The following is an 18287-nucleotide window of genomic DNA, read 5'->3' as shown; positions in this document are numbered from 1 at the left end:
CTCCCGACATGCGCACCACCACGTACTCCACCACGGCAGACCTCGATGCCGCTTTGCCGGCACAACGTGGGCGACCCGCCCACCGCTCGCCCACCGGCGAAGACCCGTCTCTGCGGGCGGCGTACCGGCTGTGCCGGCGCACCACACGAGTGCACGATCCCGGGATCCACGCCCTCATCCAGCTGATGCCGACCGTGCTGCGCCCGGCCGGGTGGGCCTTATGGGCCGCAGCGACTGTCCTGGACGACGTGGCCGACCAGCGGGATGCGGAGCCGGCCGAACGCGCGGCCCGGGTCGAAGCGTGGGCCCAGGCCCTGCACTGCGACCTGGCGGCCGGCACGAGCAGGGATCCGGTACGGCACGCCCTGGTGGACAGTGCCCTGCGCTGGCGCCTGGACCTGTCCAGCCTACGAGGCGCCATGATCAGCACGCGCGATGACACCTGCGGCCGGCACTTCGCCGACTGGGCCGCGTGGCGGGCCTGGTGCGACGGGTCAATCACACCCTGGGTCGACCAGGTACGGCACCTGTTCGAACGGGCCGGAGCGCCGATGACGCTCCGGCTGGACCGGCAGCAGGACTACCAGCGGTTCATCGACGGCGCCCGGCTCACCGACATCCTCACCGACCTGAGCGCCGACCTCGCCCAGGGTGACATGCTCCTGCCGCAGGAGGCCCTGGACGCCTTCCCCGGCGCCGAGGACGATCTACGGCAAGGGAGCTGGAGCCCGGCCACAGCGGCTTTGGTCCGGGATCTGACGGCTCTGGCCCGTCAATGGGTGACCAGGCCCGCGATGACCACAGGTATGCACCCGGGCGCTGCCACCGTGCTCAACACGGCCGCCAGCCTGATGCGCGCCCAGCTCGATGCCGTCGACGCGGCCGGCCACGCCCTGCTCAAGCGAGCCCCGCGCCCGTCTCTCGCGGCCCGCACCCGCATCCTCGCCCCGGCCCGCATCCGCTCGAAACTGGCCTGGAGCCTGACGCCCCTGGCCGTGCCCGGACCCCGACGGCCCACCGTGGCCGCGAGCGAGCCGAGCCCGGCGGCCGACGACACCGCACTGCGGCCTCCGCCACCGCACAGTGACGGCGTGCGGCCCCCGCGGATCGCGGCCGACCGAATGCCCGCCCACGTGGCGGTCATCATGGACGGCAACGGCCGCTGGGCCGAGCAGCGTGGCCTGCCCCGCCCGGAAGGCCACCGCGCCGGCACCGCCGCCGCCCACGAGATGGTCTATGGCGCCCTGGAGATCGGCCTGCGCCACCTGACCCTCTACGCGTTCTCCACCGAGAACTGGAAACGCGACACTGAGGAGATCACCACGATCCTGGAAGCGATCCGACGCGACCTCGACGAGGGACCCATCCGTGACCTCGACGTACGCCAACGCTGGTTGGGCCACCCCGACAAACTACCCCAGGAACTCGTCCAGGCTCTCCTGCGCGAGGAGCGGCGCACCAGCACCCGCACCGGCCTGACCCTCACGGTCTGCATCAACTACGGCGGCCGCGACGAGATCACCCGCACAGCCGCAGCCCTCGCCGAGGCAGCCCACGCAGGCGACATCGACCCCCACCTCATCGGTCAAGACGACTTCGCCCGCCACCTGCCCCACCCTGACATGCCGGACGTCGACCTGCTGTGGCGCACCGGCAACGAACAGCGCATCTCCAACTTCCTCCCCTGGCACACCATCTACGCCGAGCTGTACTTCACCCCCGACTACTGGCCCGATGCCGACCGGCGTGACCTGTGGCGGGCCATCACCGAGTACGGCCGACGCCAACGCCGCCACGGCGGCGCCACGCAGTAACGGCACGCGTGTCCACGATCGGTGCCCGGGTCGGCCTCGGCAGCCCGCTCACGCGGAGCAGTACGGGCTGATGCAAGCGCGGCGGCTGTGGTGCTTGGGGCTCGGTGGGGAATGGAGTGTCTGTGACCGAGGGAGGCTGTGGTGGAGCGTGATCGGATCGGGTTGGCCGGGGTGCTGGCGGAGGCGGAGGCTGCAGCGCCGGTGCGTTCCCTGGATGTCGTGGCGCACAATCTGCGCGAGCGGTTCGGTGCGCGTTCTGTGTCGTTCCTGTTCGTCGATGTCGTCGGCCGACGACTGTTGCGCGTCTACGAGGAGAAAGCGCCGCGCCGTGAGCACGGCACCGATCAAGTGCCCTTGATCGGCAGTGTCTACGACGAGGTGCTGCGCGGTCAGAAACTGGTGCAGGTGTCGGAGGGTGCGCGCGGGCAGCGGGTGCTCGCCCCGGTCACCAACCGCGGCGACGCCATCGGGATCCTGGAGCTCTCCCTCACCTACGTCAGCCAGGACGTGCTGGAGCAGGTCGAAGAGGCCGCGCACTCGCTGGCGTACATCATCGTCACCGACCGCCGTTTCACCGACCGCTACTACTGGGGCAACCGCACGTCCACGGTGAGCCTGGCCGCGGAGATCCAGCGCCAGCTCCTGCCCTCGGCGCCCTCCTGCGATGCCGACGAGTTCGCTCTCGCCGGTGCCCTGGTCCCGGCCTCCGACATCGCCGGCGACACCTACGACTACAGCCTCGACCACGACACCCTGCACCTGTCCATCACCGACGCCATGGGCCACGACGTCGACGCCTCACTCATCGCCACCCTCCTGGTCAACGCCTCCCGCGGTGCCCGCCGCGCCGGCACCGACCTGGCCGAGCAGGCCCGCCGGACCCACCAGGCCCTCCTCGACCATGGGCGCCGCACCTTCGCCACCGGACAGCTCCTGCGTATCGCCCTGGACGGGTCCGGGGCTCAGCTTGTCAACGCCGGCCACGTCTGACCCCTGCGACTGCGTGACGGCACCGTCAGCGAGATCCCTCTGCGCATCAACCTCCCCTTCGGCGTCCCCGCACAGGGCCCTACCAGGTACAGGACATCGACCTGCGCCCCGGCGACCGCATCGTGCTCTACACCGACGGCATGCAAGAACGCCAAGCCGGCAACGTGGACCTGCCCGGCATCATCCACGACACCGCCGCCGAGCACCCCCGCGAAGCCGTACGCGCCATGGTCACCGCCGTCACCGACGCCTGCAAAGGCCACGTCAGAGACGACGCCACCGTCCTGTGCCTGGACTGGCACGGCCCCGCACACCACAGCGCGAACGTCGAAGCCCGCCCCCGCCGTGAGCCGCCGCCCTGAGTGGCTCTTCGAAGGAGCCCGCGTTCCCCGGCCGGGCGGCGTGCGCTCGGGAGTGGCGGCGGGAGCGATCGGTACCCCACCGGCCGTCCACCCCCGGCCCCTCTCCTGCTCCCCGCCGCTCCAGTACGGGCACTGGCGAGCCGTGGCCACACGCCGGCGCCGCGCAAGGGCCGCACCAGGGGCGGGGGTGGCGCACGCAGCAGGCAGGGGGCACGCTTTCTTCATGGCCGGTAGGCGGACCACCGCCGCGCTGTCGGAGAGGCGTGTCCCGGGGCCGCCCAGGGGGTGACGGCCGGGATGCGAGGGAATGCTGGGGCGTCCAGGACCGCGTTTCAGCGGCCGCCGTTGAAGTCGAGGCAGACGTAGGCCGGCGATGTGCTTCCAAACGGCCCGGCAGGGCTTCAGGGCGTGGCCTGCTTGACCCGCCAGGCTGCCGCCTGCACAGTCGGGGGGCGGCGTCGTGGCAGCGCCGCATCCCTCCGCAGGCCGGTCCCTACTCCATGGGTGGCGGACGGCCCTGACGCCCAGGAGCGACTGGTCCGATGGTCCTCGACCTGGTGGTGATCGGTACGGCCATCACCCTGGGGCCCTTGCACAACAGCGCCTTCATCCTGCTGCTCTCCTCGCGGCGCGGCGTCCGTAAGGGTCTGGCATTCCTGTTGTCGTGGCTGGCCAACCTGATCACGGTGATCGCCGTCGTGGTGCTGCTGACCGGCGGTCAGCCCCCGGCCCGGCACAGCGCGCCCTCGACCGCCGCGATCGCCGCGAAACTCGCCATCGGTCTGGCGCTGGTGGTGTACGGGGCTTACCGGCGGCGTCGGCCGCCCCGTCCGCACGGCCCGCCGCGCTGGGCCGCCCGGATCGACGACGCCTCCTGGGTTTCGGCAGCCGGTCTGGCGTGGCTGCTGCAGCCCTGGGGACTGGTCGGCGCGGGTGCTGCTACGGCCCTTGAGGCGAACCTCTCCACCGCCGGCGACTGGCTCGCGCTGACCGGCTACTGCCTGCTGGCCACTCTCAGCCTCATCGTCATGGAGATGTACACGGTCTGGGCACCTGCGGCCGCGGAAGCCCGGTTGACCGCCCTGCGGAACTGGCTGGGTCGGCACCAGGAGCAGCTGATCGTCACGCTTTCCCTCGTCGTGGGCCTCTGGCTGACGGCCGTGAGCATCTACGAGCTGGTCGCCTGACGCAGGCGGCCCCAGCGGCGATCCCCACCCTCGTCCGGCTCGATAGTTTTCGACGAGAAACCCTTGGGGAGGTACCAGGGCCTGCAGGATTCAGCTGGTGCGTTGCAGCGTCGGCGGGGTCCAGTCGCCGGTGAGGGCGGGCTGCTGGGGCCAGTAGAGGCGGAGGAAGACGTTGAAGCTGCCCGTGGGCGCGGGGAGCCAGTTGCGCTCGCGGTCGGGCCCCGGGTTCTCGTGCTGGACGTAGATGTCCAAGGAGCCGTCGGGGTGGGTCCGCATACCGCTGCGGTCGCCGATCGCGTATCGGTTCAGCGGATTGTCGACGAAGAACTGGCGCTCATTCATCATCGTGAGGGACCAGAAGCCGTCGACGGGCGGCGTCTTTCCGGCGTCGAAGTGCAGTACGTAGGCGTGGGCACCGTCGAGCGGGCGGCCGTCGGCGTCGGTGGTGGCGTGCGGGTACAGGGCGTCGGCGTCGAGGTTGGCCCCGTACCCGAACCGGGTGATGACCGCGCGCTTGGTGTAGTCGGTGCCGTAGTCCCCCAAGCCTCGGTGCACGGTCCACCCGCCGGTGTTCGCGGACTCCGCCCGGTCGAGCAGCTCGCGCAGGGTCTCCGGGCCGCGGCGTGCACCCGCCTCCAGGGCGGCGAGCTGCTCGGGGGACAGGCCGTCCAGGCTCGCGCCGGGGGCGATGCCGAGTTTGGCGAGGCGGCCCAGGATCGGTGCGTCGGCGGGGTCGGGGGGGTTGTCGACCATCATCTGGTTGAGGAGGGAGAAGTAGTCGCGGCTGCTGAGCGCGTGGACCTGGTCGACGGGCGGCGTCGTGGTGTCGGTGCCGGCGGGGACGGGGACGTCGGAGGGAGGGGAGTAGTCGTCGGGGTCGCCGGTCCACTCCGACAGCGGAATCAGTCGCGTGGCGTCCTGGAGCCGGTTGACGGCCGGGAAGTCCGACGGGCCGCTGGTCGCGTACCGGGCGATGATCCAGTTGACGGCGGTGGGCGACGTCAACAGGGTCAGGCCAGGCGGAGTCGCTCCTGACCAGGACGGCCCGGCGATCAGGAACGGGCCGGCGGACGGGCCGTTCTTGCGCCGGCCGACGACGGCGCAGACGTCGGACCAGGCGTCGAGGATGGGGACCATCCAGAACCGTTCACCGAACTCGGGCAGGGCCAGCACCAGGGGCTGGTCGGACAGATCCAGCCAGGCACTGGAGTACAGGGTGTCGGCGTTCGGCGAGACGACCTCGGTAAAGGAGGCGTCCGGGGTGGAGCGCATATAGCAGAACTGGTTGACCGGGGCTTTCCGACGCCCGTCGTCCCGGGCCGGGACCGCCGTCATGGAGCGCTTCGTCATCGCTGCTGTGACCAGCGGATACCCGTAGAGCCATGCCTCCGTGGCCAGCTTCTCCATCGACTCATCCGTCATCGGCTTCTCCCAGGTGCTACGGCGCATCTCATCCGGGCCCGACGCTACGAGCGCCACCTTCCTCCCGCGCGGCGAGTCCGCCGAACGGGTGGCGCGGACGGAATTGGCGAACCCGACCGGCACACCGCATATCCACGCTCGGCCGACGACGCACGCATCTCACCGATCGCGCGGTGAATATGGACCGATCAGCACCAGGCAGCAGCCCGAGCACCGCGGGCGGCGATTGTGCCGCAGAGGCCACCAGCCGGTCCGCCCGAGCAAAGCAAGGTCGAACTGCTGTCGGATCTGGGGACTTGTACGGATGGCGAATGCCGCACTGCGCGATTCGATTCTCGGCCGCGCGAAGTCTCAGCTGCCCCTCGGACGTGCGTCAGAGGTCGCACCTAGCGCCCATAGCGCACGTAGTGCACATTGATCTCGAGTCTGTTCATTGATCCGCGCGCCGCTGACCTGCGGTCTTCTTTGACGTGTCTTGAGTGGACCTGTTTCTTGTGACGCACCACGTGGGGTGCGTCGCGATCCTTGAGCCGGTGAAGAAGGACGCCTGAGCTGGGGTTTCCTGGTCTTCGTCAGCTGCTCGACCTGTTTCCGGGCCAGCAACGCGTGAAGGCGCGTCGGTCCTGCTGAAAGCAACCTGACCTGCAGTTTCAGTACGGGACGTCGCGGTCCTAGCTAGCGGCATCAGGGCTCTCCTCGGGCTGTTGACGCTCAACTGACGCACGTTCTGAAGCCCCATCACGTTGGCCCGGCCGCGTCCACGGACGCGACCGGGCCAACGACTTGGTCGCCGACCCGCAAGCCGCTGGCCCTATGACATCCCGAATGCCAAGCCTGTCCCATGGCTGATGACGCTCACTCGTCGCCGGGTGGCGGCCCCAGTAGCGGTATCTCAGCGTCACTGACCAAAGGAATTTTCGACGAGCGGCTGCTGGATTTCGAGGTCCTGTCCGTTAAGACGTTGCTCGCCGGCTTCAGGACTTGCGGCCCGTGGCCCGAGAGCATGCTGCCGTCGGACTGGTGGGCGGATCTCGGACTGCCCGCGACGGGGTCGACGGAGCCCGCCGGGAACAGCGGTGGGGAGCTGGCGGCGGTCGCCCGGGAGTTTCCGGTCCGCGCAGTCGGTGCCCCGAGAATGAGCTGACAGTTGCCGGCTCGAGATCTAGGGTCCATGACCCGTACTGCGTGATCCAGCCATGATCGACGCAGTTCTCGCCGACAGCCGAGGTGTCGTTCTTCGGCAGGTCGGGCCTTACTAGGATTACTCCAACCGATTGCGGCCCGACGGGCTTCCTGAACAGGACATGCCCCCACCCGCACGAGTCACTCGTGCCCTGGGGGAACCACCTCGTGTCCATGCTCCTGCTGAAACTGTCGGCGGAGGATCTGCTCACTCTGAATTCGCGTCGCAGAATGGTTCCGCACCTTGCTGCCCGATGGCGCCACTTCAGGGGCGCGGACGCCTCGTTGTCGGAACGTTCCGCTTGGGCGGAAAGCCTGGTGAGCCTGGCGAACGACCTGGTCGCGGCGGAGCGAGGCAACGTGGAGATGATCGTCGAATGTGCCGCCACGCTCGACGAGGTGAACCGTTCCGAGAACCCACGCCTCATCGACGTCGTTCTGGTGGGCCGGCACCCGGAACGCAACGTGCCCTCGGTCCAGTTGGTCGAGCTGAAGCGCTGGTCGACGGTGACCAGGGTGGAGCAGGCCACGGCAGACCTGCTCTACGTGCCGGCCATGGACGAGGTGAAGCAGCACCCGGCACTGCAATTGCGCTCGTATTACGAGGCGTTCACGAGTGACAGGGGCCCCTTCCGGCGCTCGGACTTCGAATGCGGAGGTTTCGCCTACCTGCACAACGCCGCGGATGATTCGGTTCGGCCCTTGATCGACGTGGATGCGCCGACAGGTGCCTACGCCCGCGTGTACACGAGCGACCGGCGCGCACAATTGCTGTCCGACCTCCAGCGGCACTTCGCCGTTGAAGGCGCGGCCTCAGAGGCAGAGAGGATGCTGCAGAACATGGGGTTGCGCAACACCCCGCTGCTCGACGCGATGATCTGGTCCCGCGGGGCCGACACCGTCTTCACCCTCCGTGGGCGCCAGAAGGCAGTGGCCGACCAGGTCCTGGAATCGGCCGCCAAGGTCCTACCGGATCCCGAGCGTCCCACCTTGGTCCCGGACGAGCAACGGGTGATCTTCCTGGTGACCGGTGGCGCCGGAACGGGAAAGAGCGCGATCGGACTGCAGATCAAAGCGGAGCTGGAGGCACAAGGCCGCACGGTCAAATACGCCAGCGGGAGTAGGGCGTTCAACGGCGCGCTTCAAGAGCACGTCGGATACGGAGACCGGGAGTTCAGGGAGTCGTTCACGTACTTCAGCAATTTCGTCAGACCACCGGAGCCACCCCTGGACGTGTTGATCTGCGATGAGGCACACCGACTTCGCGACCGCTCGACGAATCGATTCTGGAAGCCCGAGGACTGGGGCACGGGGCCGCAGGTGGACGAGCTCCTCGCCGCGTCGCGACTGACGGTCTTCTTCATGGATGAAGGGCAGTCGGTGAGGCCGAACGAGGTCGGTACCGTACAGCTGATCAAGGAGGCTGCGGCCCGCCACGATGCCCGCCTTGTTGAGGTCGGGCTTCGCGAGCAGTTCCGCTGTGGCGGCAGCGACGCCTACCCCCGTTGGGTGCGCGCCGTGCTCGGTGTGACGGACGAGGAGACCGAGTGCTGGCGCCCGGACGGCCTGATGCACGTCGAAGTGGCGGACACCCCTGAGGAACTCGAACGGATCATCCGTGCCGAAGCGCTGGCCGGTGCGTCTGCGCGCATGGTCGCCGGCTATTGCTGGCCTTGGACCAAGCCACTCGGCAAGGAGAGGCGGCTGGAGGCCGATGTGCGCATCGGCGACTGGCACCGGCCGTGGAACGCGGACAGCGACACCTTCTGCGCTGACGACGTGCCCCCGTCCAAGATATGGTCCGTGCACGAGAACGGCCTCGGCCAGATCGGTTGTGTCTATACGGCGCAGGGCCTCGAATGGGACTGGTGCGGCGTCATCATGGGCGAGGACATGGTTCGCCGAGACGGCCAATGGGTGTTCCGTCGGGGCAAGGAGCGCAAGGACGAGGAGTCCGACGCCAAGCGAGTGGCTCGCCCCGGCTCGTTCGACCCGAAGGTGAAGGCGGGCAGTGTCGACGACGAGGAATTCGCCCGACTCGTCCGCCACGCTTATCACGTGCTGATGACCCGGGCCAGCCGGGCAACAGTGCTCTATTCCACAGACGAGGAGACCCGGACCTACCTCAAGGAACTCGTCGGACCGGTCGAGATCCACGCGTTGCGTCCTACGTGGGAGAATCTGCCTGCGGAGGCGCGCAAGCCGCACCTGCCCCGGCCCAGCAGGGGAAGACGTGGCAAGAGGAATCGGAAGGCGCGCAAGTCGCAGGGGCCCGATCTGACGCTGTTCTGAACGCGCTTTCGCGTTCGGTGTGAGTGGCGGGCTCACCGGGCCCGCCACCCGCCCGCTCTAGAAGAGCAGACCCGCAATCGACAGCAAGGCCGTCACCACAAGATTGGTGACGACTCCGACGGCGATCTCGATCAGGATCTCGCGGATCCGTTCACGACGCGCAGGCTTGTACTCGACCGAGGTCATGGCCGCTCCAATGCAGTGAGATCGGAATGGCAGGGGGACGCCCTGCGGGCATCCACGCTCGCGTCGTGTGTCGCCACACGACGGGCACAACCATTCGTCGCTCACGGGTCATTGGGGCAGGCGTACCGACCCTTGCCTCGTACCCTCCGGGAAGGTGCGCAGCGCGATCATGCTATCTCGCGGCCCGGCCCGCGCGTCGTGGTTTTCGCAGTGCTCCAGTGGCCGAGAGCGCCCTGATTTCCGCGGCGCCTCGAAGGCGGTTGGTGCTCAAGGCGTCGGAGGGATCAGCGTGCGGAGCTTCTCGCGGGTCTCGGGATCCGTCGAATAGACGACCGTCCCGATCATGCCCCGGGTGAGAAGCACCTTGTACGTATTGCGCACGAGGCGATCCACGTCGTCGTCCGATGTCGCCTTCGTGAACGAGGGATCCTTCGACGCTGTGCGGTCCACCACCCAGCGGTCGGTCCGCCAGACGAGGTCCGGGCCCATGATGACACCCGACCAGTCGTACTCGAAGCCCTGCGCGGTGTACACGCATCCGACCTGCCCGAACCCCTCGGGGGCGGTGGCCCACAGTGGCGCCGGCGGTGCGCCGAGCAGGGCTCGGTCACCGTAGAGGTTCCATGGCCTCGCCCAGTCACCGATGACCACGTCGGTGGGCAATGCGTTCATGCTGGAAGTAATCTTCGTCGTCCACTTCCAGCAGTAGCCCGCGGACATGCGGGCGCCGTAGCCTTGCGCCCGTTGAGCGGCCAGGAAGTCTTCGAGCTCCTGCGGGGTGTCGACGGTCATCAAACGGACTTTGTCGTCGGGCTCCCACACGGTGGGAGCTTGACCTTCGAGCCCCAGAAGGTCAACGACCCATCGCAAGTATGCGTCGCTGCCACCGCATCGGAACTGACTGTCTAGTTCCACCACGGTGCATGCGAGCCCCAATGCGGCGGCTGCTTCCCGAATCTGCTCCTTCGTCCCCATCTCGCCCGGCCGGACCACTTGGTGCTGGTCCAGCAGGAAGACCGGAACCCGAGCCGCTGCCATCAGCTCCGCCACCTGCGGTCGGCCCGTGCGGAGCGTCGCCTTCGTGTAGCGGTTGGCGGAGGTCTTGCGCAAGCGGTGTGCCTCGTCGCAGACAAGGACGTCGAGATCGTTGGGCTCGGCTTCCATGAAGCTGTTGAAATAGCGGAAGAGCCGCTGCACTTCGGGCTTGCGGGTGCCGGCGATCTTGCGCATCGTCTTGGTGAACGATTGCGAGCCGGTGGCGTGCAGGGCGGGCACCCCGCGCCGGTAGAGGTCTCCGAGGAGAGACAGGGCGATCACACTCTTGCCGGAGCCCGGCCCCCCGGTCACCACAACGACCTGTTTGTGATCCGCTTGTCGCGCCCGCCGCACTGCGGCCATGACCGTCTCGTAGGCGAGCCGCTGTTCATCGAGCAGGACGAACTGTTCCCGGTCGCGCACCTCTGCGGCAGCAACGGCCATCAGCTGCCTCGACGGCCGGACCTTGGCCTGCAGCAAGGCATCGGCCGCATCTGCACCGGGCTTCGCGGCCAGACGCGAACGCAGGTAGCTCAGGAAGGCGCCACGCTGATCACCCGTGAACATCCGGCCGCGATCGTCTTCTGCGACATGGCGCAGGCCCGCCACTTTGGACTCCGCCGCGTTGTGCAGGTATGCCACGCCGACGACCGACTTCGGATTGTTCTCCAGAGCCCCGTTGAACGAGACCAGGTAGTCGCAGTAGCCGCGCACCTGCTCGATCGGATTGAGGATCGGATGGTCGTAGGCGTCGATATGGCAGAGCAGCGGATCTTCCGGCTCGGGGTGGGCTTCGCTCCACTGCTTCAGTTCGACCACCACGTACGACGCCTCACCGGTGGCTGGATGTACCCCGGCCAATATCACGTCAGCGCGCTTGCTGGTCAGCGGCAGCCCGTACTCCAGCAGCATCTCGACCTCGCCGAGCCCGGCTTCCACGAGCACGTTGGTGAGTGCCGGGATGCTGCGCTCCCAAGCCCGAACCTCTGCCGGCTGGGGCCGGTGACGGTGCTGGTGCAGGAAGTTCTCCGTCAGGAGCCGCGCCAACCGACCCTCGACGTGGGTGCGGGTGGCCAGTGACGCCGCAGACTCACGGAACAGCAAGAGAATGCCCCCAGGCAGCACGAAGTAGCTCGTGCGGGTGGGGGCATGTCCTGGTTCCGCGGATGCGGAGCGGAAGCCTGTCGGGCCGCTGAGTCTGTCGTGGCCATTCTAGAACAGGCAGTGGATCAAGAGCCTGGGCCCAAGTCTCAACTGGTGGGAGCGGTGTGGAACCGTACGGTGTCGTGCAAGGCCGCTCGCGCGCCGTCGAAGTCGGCCAGTCGCGCGGCAACGGTGGCCACCGCGAGACGCTGGGGGAGCGCTGCTGAGAACTTCAGGCCGTGTACGGCTCGGTGATCGACATCAGGCAACACCAGCGCGTTTCCGCCGTCGGCATCCGCACGCGCCACTCGCCACATGTCGGGTGTCAGGTCTTCCCTCAGCCGCACGTAGCAGTCCGTCGGTCGTTGAACGGGGTCACTGATCGACGGAAGGGTGGCGGCCAGTGTCGCGTTCGCTCGGTAGCCGGCCCACGTCCACCAACGCACATCCGTTCCCAGGCGGGTGATCAGGGAGCCGTTAACATCCGTGATCTGTGGAGCATCTTCCTCACGCCACTCGGTCAGGCACGCCTCGGCCCGACGGGTCAGAGAAACCAAGGGGTCTGCTCCGAGAAGTACGTCGCGCATCGAGCGGGTCAAGGCGTACGAGAGACCGGCGAGGGACCCGCCCGTCCATTTGGCGACGCCACCACCGTCGGCCGGCTCGACGAAGGCCCGCTTGCGCCCCCAGTCGATGAACGTCACTTGCCAGCTGCGTCCGCCGAGCAGCAACCGGCGCGGGCCCGGCCGCTCTTCCGTCAGCACGGAAGGGTCCGTCTGCCCGATCTCGGTACGACCGGACAGAACCGTGAACTGCGGGGGAGCGGTGAAGGAAGCGGTCAATTCGATGAAGTGACGCCGGCCGAAGCGTCGCTCCGCCTCGGGGCCGATGAAGAGCATGCTGGCGTCCTCGTCGAGGAACCCTTCGTTCACCAGGTGTCGCAGGATGGGCGCCGCTGACCGGTCGAATGGGGCCAGCCCGTTCCACATTCCTTGCCATGTCTGGTCACCGATGCGGTGCTCCTGGAGCGTGGCAGCGAGCAGCTGCTGCGCCACGAGGTGGCGAGGTTCTGGAGGCGGTGTTACCGGTTCGACCCAGCCGCGGCCCCAGAGCAGCAGGAGAGCGGCGGCTTGCAGCAGGGTGTCCTTGCCGGTGGCGAGGAACAGACAGTTGCGAGTGGTCCCCGGGCGCCTGCCGGTACGGCCGATGCGCTGGAGGAACGATGCCACGGTGCGGGGCGAGTCGATCTGGATGACGCGGTCCAGGTCGCCCACGTCGATGCCCAGTTCCAGTGTGGAGGTGGAGACGATGACACAGTCTCTTGCCTCTGCGAAGGCCTGTTCCGACCTGGCTCTTTCGTCGGCCGAGAGTGAGGCGTGCGAGAGGAACACCGTCACTTCGCGCGCCCGCAGGGCGGCTCCCAGCTCCTCCACCTGTCGTCTGGACTCGCAGAACACCAGCCGCTTCTCTCCGCGGTGCAAGGCGGCGATCAGCTTGGACGCGTTGTCGAGCGACCCTACGTAGTCCAGCTCCACGTCGCCTGGCGGCCGGAGGTTCCCGGTCGTGGGGGCGGCGGTCGGGGCGGCATCCGGGGTGAGGGTGAGGTCGGGGGCTACGACCCGCCCCGGGCGGTTGCCTGCACCGGAACCTTGGAGCCAGGTGAGGAGCTGTTGAGGGTTCCCGACGGTTGCAGAGAGACCGACCCGCTGGATGGGGCGTCCCGTGACCTGCTCCAGACGCTCCAGAACCGCGAGCAGATGCCAGCCCCGGTCGTCCCCCGCGAACGCGTGCACCTCGTCCACCACGACTGCCCGGACCCCGCCCAGGAGGTGCGCGTGGTCGGTCTTGACTCCGATGAGCATGGCCTCAAGGGACTCAGGAGTGGTGAGGAGGATGTCGGGTGTGTCCGTACGGATGCGCCTGCGCTGAGACTCCTTCGTGTCTCCGTGCCACAGCTCGGCTCGGCGGCCGAGCCACTGAGCGTAGGAGTCGACGCGGACGACCAGGTTGTTCAGGAGTGCTTTGAGCGGGCACAGGTAGAGAACGGACGTTCCGGACCAGCGCTCGTGGGACATGGCCGACAGGATGGGCAGGCATGCTGCCTCGGTTTTGCCGCCCGCGGTGGGCGCGAGCAGTACGGCGTCCTCGCCGTCCATGAGTGGGTCGATCGAGGCCCGTTGCAGAGGCCTGAGGTCGGGCCAGCCGAGCGTGTTCACGACATGGTGGAGGATGACGGGGTCGAGTCGGTCGACGGGGTCCGTGTCTACTCGGTGGGCGCCGGCATGGGCGGACCCTCCACCCGCTTCGTCTCCACTCATCACACGTCCAGGTCGATGTCGCCGGCCGAGCCGGATGCTGCGTGATTGCGCTCCACGTCCGTGAGCTCGTTGCTCGTCACGGTCAGTCGGTAGTGCTGACGAGGGTCGAAGTCCTCGAACTGGTCGACACGGTCCAGGACGTCACCGACCAGCTTCTTGAGGAACAGCCGTGGCGCCACACCTGCCTTCCCCCCGAGGGCACCGCCCACTGCGCGGGCGAGGTCGGCAACGTACGTATCGTCGACGAGTGACTTCACGCGGTCCTGCGAAGCGGCACCTGCCGCGTAGAGGTCACGAATGGTCACTCCGAGGCCGACCAGTGACTCCTGTGTGAAGCCCGTCAGTCGCACTTGCACCGCACGTGGGTTGTCGAAGCGTGGGTCGGTGGTGAAATCGGTGGCGAGGCGCTGGGCGAGAGGAGCGAGCCGCTGAACCCCCTGCTGGCCGTCGTAGAACGCCGGTGTTCCGGTGATCAGGAGATAGAGGCCGGGGAACCGGCCGGAGTGCACCTCGTCGATGAGCTGTCGAAGGGCGTTCAACGCCTTGTCCCGCGCATCCGAACGGACGCGCTGCAGCGTCTCGACCTCGTCCAGGACGACGAACAGGCCGTTGTGTCCGGAGTCGCGCAGTACGGTCAGGAGCCCTTGCAGGAAGCCGAAGGCCCCGAAGTGATCGAGGTCGCCACGGACTCCGGCGGAGCGTCGGGCGGCCGCTGCGACGTGGGGCTGACCGCCCAGCCATGCCAGGACGGCCGCTGCCGTCGCCTCGTCGCCCCCGGCGAGGGCTGACTTGTAGCCGCGCAGTGCCGTGGCGAACGAGGGTGCGTGCCGGGACACCTCGGTCAATCGTGCCGTCAGTAGCTTCTCCACCGCCTGCGGGAGATCTTCCTCCTCCGCGCCGTCAGCGAGGGCGTCCTCTTCCAGGGTGTAGAACCATGCGTCCACGACCGGCCGGAGCGCGCTCGGGGGGAAGCTCGCGGTGGTCAGCCGCTCGGTGAGGCGCCGGTAGACGGTCTCCAGCTTGTGGAGGGGGGTCTCCGTCTCGGAGATCTGAATCTCCGCCAACGCGAAGCCCCTCCGCTTGGCCCGTTCACCCAGCCACCGGGTGAAGAAGGTCTTGCCCGACCCGTACTCACCTCGGACGGCCTTGAACACCGACGAACCGGAGGCGACCGTGTCGAGCTCGGCATCGAGTGCTGCCTCGAACCGGTCCAGGCCGGTAGCCAGGAGGTCGAGCCCGCTTTCGGGGACGGCGCCGCGACGCAGGGCGTCGATCACCGCACGGCGACGCGCCGCACTGGCCGGGGAGGGACGGGAGGAAGCAGCGGTACTCACGTCACCAGTGTCCCATTCCAGTGGCGCCAAGCGGTTGGCCGAAGTCGACTACTGATGCAGCCGATCTCGTTGACCGCCATGTCGCGTGATTGGTCTAATCGCCGCTCGCGTGAAGAACGCGCAGCACTGCGAGGGTGGGGAACAAGCACGTGGCCGGACTCGACAATGTGAAACTCAAGGCGCTCCTGGCCGATGTGGCGTCAGGCTCCCTTCAACTTCCGGACTTCCAGCGGGACTGGAAGTGGGATGACGATCGAATTCGCGCCATTGTTGCGACGGTGACGCTCGACTACCCCCTGGGCGTGGTGATGACGCTGGAGACGGGGGGTGACTCACCCTTCCGCGCTCGTGCCCTCACCGGCGCGCAGGTGGCGGAGGACGTTGCGCCCGGCCTGCTGCTCCTCGACGGACAGCAGCGTCTCACTTCGCTGTTCCAAGCTCTGTTCCAGGACAGTCCCGTCGAGACCACTGATGCGCGTGGCAACCCTGTCAGGCGCTGGTACTACGTGGACATCAAGAACGCCATCGGCTCGCCCGCGGATCGCGACGAGGCCATCGTGTCCGTGCCGGAGGACAAGGTCCAGCGGTCCAATTTCGCCCGAAACGTCGTTCATGACCTGACCACCGCCGAAGGCGAGTGCGCTGCAGGACTTTTCCCCCTCAGCATCGTCTTCGACACCGCGAAGGTGAATGCCTGGCGACGAGCGTACGAGAAGATGGACGACGGTCATTTCGACCGGTGGAGCCGGTTCGAGGAGCAGGTTCTCGAACCCGTGCGCTCCTTCCAGGTGCCCATGATCAAACTGGCCGCCTCCACTTCCATGGACGCCGTGTGCGCCGTCTTCGAGCGAGTGAACACAGGGGGTGTGCCCCTCAACGTCTTCGAGCTCCTGACGGCGACCTACGCCGGTGACCGGGCCTACCGCGAGCGGACCGGCGACTACTACCAGCTGCCGCAGGTCTGGCGGGCGATCAAGGAGGATCTGGCCGGCCGCCATCCCGTGTTCGGACGGCTCGAGGCGGGCATCGACGACGGACTGAGCAGCAGCGATTTCCTGCAGGCCGTGGCGCTGGTGCGCACATGGTCCCGGAAACAGGACGGGCAGGGCACAGGCGTCTCCTGCAAACGCCGTGACCTCCTTGAGCTCCCTCTGGCTGACTTCGAGTCGCTCGCGCCGCGGCTCGCCCAGGCGTTCGCATGGGCGGGCGCCTTCCTCGAGAGGCAGTGCATCGTGCGCGCTGCCGAGCTGCCCTACCGCACCCAGCTGGTACCGCTCGCCGCGGTCAGGGCCATCCTCGGGGAGGCGACCGACACGCTCGGCGCGGAAGACATGATCACGCAGTGGTACTGGTGCGGCGTGCTCGGTGAGATGTACGGCGGCTCCACCGAGACCCGCTTCACGAGGGACGTCGAACAGCTGGTGGCATGGGTCCGGCGTGAGGGGCCCGCCCCGGAGACCGTCACCGACGCCTACTTCTTCCCGGAGCGGCTGGACACGCTCACCACCCGGAACAGTGCTGCCTACAAGGGAATCTATGCCCTGCTCATCAAACAGGGCGCTGTGGACTGGCACTACACGGAGACGCCGCTGAAGCCCGGCCTGATGGACGAGTACGGCGTAGACGTCCGGCACATCTTCCCCCGCGCCTGGGTGCGCCGGCAGTACGGCGGGGCCAAGACCTTCCCAGCCAACTCCATCGTCAACAAGACACCGCTGTCTCTGCGCGCGGCCCAGGCCCTCACCGGCGCACCCGGTACCTATCTCGACTCACTCGCCGCTGCCTCCGACATGCGCCGTGAGTGGTTCGATGACGTCATCGCGACGCATCTGATCGATCCGTACTTCCTGAGGACGAACGACTACGAGGCGTTCTACACGGCGCGGGCCAAGCAGCTTGAGGACATGGCGTACGCAGCCATGGGCAAGCGGACGATCCTGCGCGACATGACCGACGGCAAGGCGGTCAAGTGAGCCAGAAGCCGAGCACCGAAGACCTTCTCGCGCTCAAGGGCACAGAGATCCCCCTCCGGGAACTGCTGGACCTGTTCGATGTGCGGGTGCGCCGGCCGTGGAACGTGCACGACATCGCGCAAGCACTGACCGACGCAGGACTCGCCACTCTGCCGGACTTCGCCAACTGCGCTCCGGGCGAGCGGGTCCAGATCGTCGCCTTCGCGACTGCTGCGCAGGCCACGCCCGAGCCTGACGACGCGGACGATGCAGAGAGGGATCCGCTCCCGTCGGCCGCGCTGCCGCAGCGGCTCCGGATCGGTGACCTGCCCTCCGCACGCGGCGGGGTGCGGTGCGTGTCCATCACTTCTGAGCTCTCTCAAGCGACGTACCTGATGCGCCAACGCGGGTACGCCCAGATCCCCGTAACGACGGGCATGACGACCCTGCACGGAGTGATCACCTGGCGTTCCCTGGCCCTCATGTACGAGGTGGGTAAGGAGAGCAGCCTGGAGAACGCCATGCAGCAGGAGTCACTGCCGGTGGCCGACGCGCGGCAGGAGTTTTTCGCGTGCCTGCCCATGCTCTCGGAGCACGGCTACCTTCTGGTCCGAGGCGAGGACGGAAGTCTGTCCGGCATCGTGACCCAGGCCCATGTGGTCCACCGCTTCGAGAGTGCTGCCCGCCCCTTCTTCCTGCTCGGCGAGATCGAATCGCTCCTGCGTCGGTGGCTGGGAGCCAAGCTCAACGAAGAAGCGATCAGGGCGGTTCAGACGAACAAGAAGGCCGAGCACCGCTCCGGGAGGGTCGAGGATCTGACGTTCGGCGACTACGTCTATCTCCTCGACGGGGAGCAGAAGAAGCAGACCATGGCGCAGCAGGCGGACCACAACTGGGCCGCGCTCCAGTGCGAATCCCTGGACCGCGGCCAGTTCGTCCGTCATCTGCAGCGTGTGAAGGATGTTCGGAACCGCATCGCTCATTTCGATGCGGAGCCTTTGCCTCTCGCGTCGATGCGGGAGCTGACGGCCTTCACCACCCTGCTGCGGGACTACGTCGGCTGACCCACC

General features: G+C 67.8%; 11 protein-coding genes and 1 pseudogene. 7 read left to right on the top strand and 5 right to left on the bottom strand.

Features of this window, described 5'->3' with window-relative positions:
• The first annotated feature begins 8 nt into the window (after positions 1-8).
• The 3 genes and pseudogenes from uppS (at position 9) to ACZ68P_RS20260 (ending at position 4353) form a co-directional block, all read left to right on the top strand.
• Positions 9-1814 carry a polyprenyl diphosphate synthase gene (gene uppS, locus ACZ68P_RS20270; protein WP_471007952.1) on the top strand — a complete coding sequence of 602 codons (1806 nt, stop codon included), beginning with the start codon at positions 9-11 and terminating at the stop codon, positions 1812-1814.
• Between the two features lie 141 nt (positions 1815-1955).
• Positions 1956-3166, top strand: a pseudogene (locus ACZ68P_RS20265) (PP2C family protein-serine/threonine phosphatase).
• Between the two features lie 542 nt (positions 3167-3708).
• Entirely contained in the window at positions 3709-4353 is a 645-nt protein-coding gene (locus ACZ68P_RS20260) for a GAP family protein (protein ID WP_471007950.1), read from the top strand.
• 90 nt (positions 4354-4443) lie between these two features.
• Here the strand turns inward: ACZ68P_RS20260 and ACZ68P_RS20255 are convergent, their stop codons facing one another.
• Positions 4444-5775 (bottom strand): DUF1254 domain-containing protein, encoded by a 1332-nt coding sequence (locus ACZ68P_RS20255; protein ID WP_471007947.1) that lies wholly within the window; start codon positions 5773-5775, stop codon positions 4444-4446.
• A gap of 841 nt (positions 5776-6616) precedes the next feature.
• Here ACZ68P_RS20255 and ACZ68P_RS20250 point away from each other — a divergent pair.
• Complete coding sequence (locus ACZ68P_RS20250; RefSeq protein WP_471007945.1) at positions 6617-6919, top strand: hypothetical protein; 303 nt, start codon at positions 6617-6619, stop codon at positions 6917-6919.
• Positions 6920-7131: 212 nt separating this feature from the next.
• A complete protein-coding gene (locus tag ACZ68P_RS20245) occupies positions 7132-9249 on the top strand; it encodes a DUF2075 domain-containing protein (RefSeq protein ID WP_471008230.1) in 2118 nt (705 codons plus the stop codon).
• Positions 9250-9306: 57 nt separating this feature from the next.
• Here ACZ68P_RS20245 and ACZ68P_RS20240 read toward each other — a convergent pair whose 3' ends face one another.
• The 4 genes from ACZ68P_RS20240 to brxD form a co-directional block, all read right to left on the bottom strand.
• The gene (locus ACZ68P_RS20240) at positions 9307-9435 is read right to left on the bottom strand and encodes a DUF6408 family protein (RefSeq protein ID WP_222517947.1); all 129 of its coding nucleotides are present in this window, start codon (positions 9433-9435) and stop codon (positions 9307-9309) included.
• 267 nt (positions 9436-9702) lie between these two features.
• Positions 9703-11574 (bottom strand): DNA/RNA helicase domain-containing protein, encoded by a 1872-nt coding sequence (locus ACZ68P_RS20235; RefSeq protein WP_471007943.1) that lies wholly within the window; start codon positions 11572-11574, stop codon positions 9703-9705.
• A 146-nt stretch (positions 11575-11720) separates the two neighbouring features.
• Entirely contained in the window at positions 11721-13931 is a 2211-nt protein-coding gene (locus ACZ68P_RS20230; protein ID WP_471007940.1) for a DEAD/DEAH box helicase, read from the bottom strand.
• Positions 13931-15265: a BREX system ATP-binding protein BrxD gene (brxD, locus tag ACZ68P_RS20225; RefSeq protein ID WP_471007938.1), complete on the bottom strand. Its 1335-nt coding sequence runs from the start codon at positions 15263-15265 to the stop codon at positions 13931-13933. Before brxD ends, ACZ68P_RS20230 begins: the two co-directional genes overlap by 1 nt.
• A gap of 149 nt (positions 15266-15414) precedes the next feature.
• On the opposite strand from brxD, the gene ACZ68P_RS20220 reads away from it, so the two are divergent.
• Entirely contained in the window at positions 15415-17238 is a 1824-nt protein-coding gene (locus ACZ68P_RS20220) for a GmrSD restriction endonuclease domain-containing protein (protein WP_471007937.1), read from the top strand.
• Positions 17235-18281: a CBS domain-containing protein gene (locus ACZ68P_RS20215; protein ID WP_471007935.1), complete on the top strand. Its 1047-nt coding sequence runs from the start codon at positions 17235-17237 to the stop codon at positions 18279-18281. The genes ACZ68P_RS20220 and ACZ68P_RS20215 overlap by 4 nt, the downstream gene beginning before the upstream one ends.
• Positions 18282-18287 lie beyond the last annotated feature (6 nt).

Source organism: Streptomyces sp. NPDC036822 (assembly GCF_055609145.1).
Note: the sequence above shows the minus strand (reverse complement) of the source record. Positions and strands in the feature narration are given on the sequence as shown.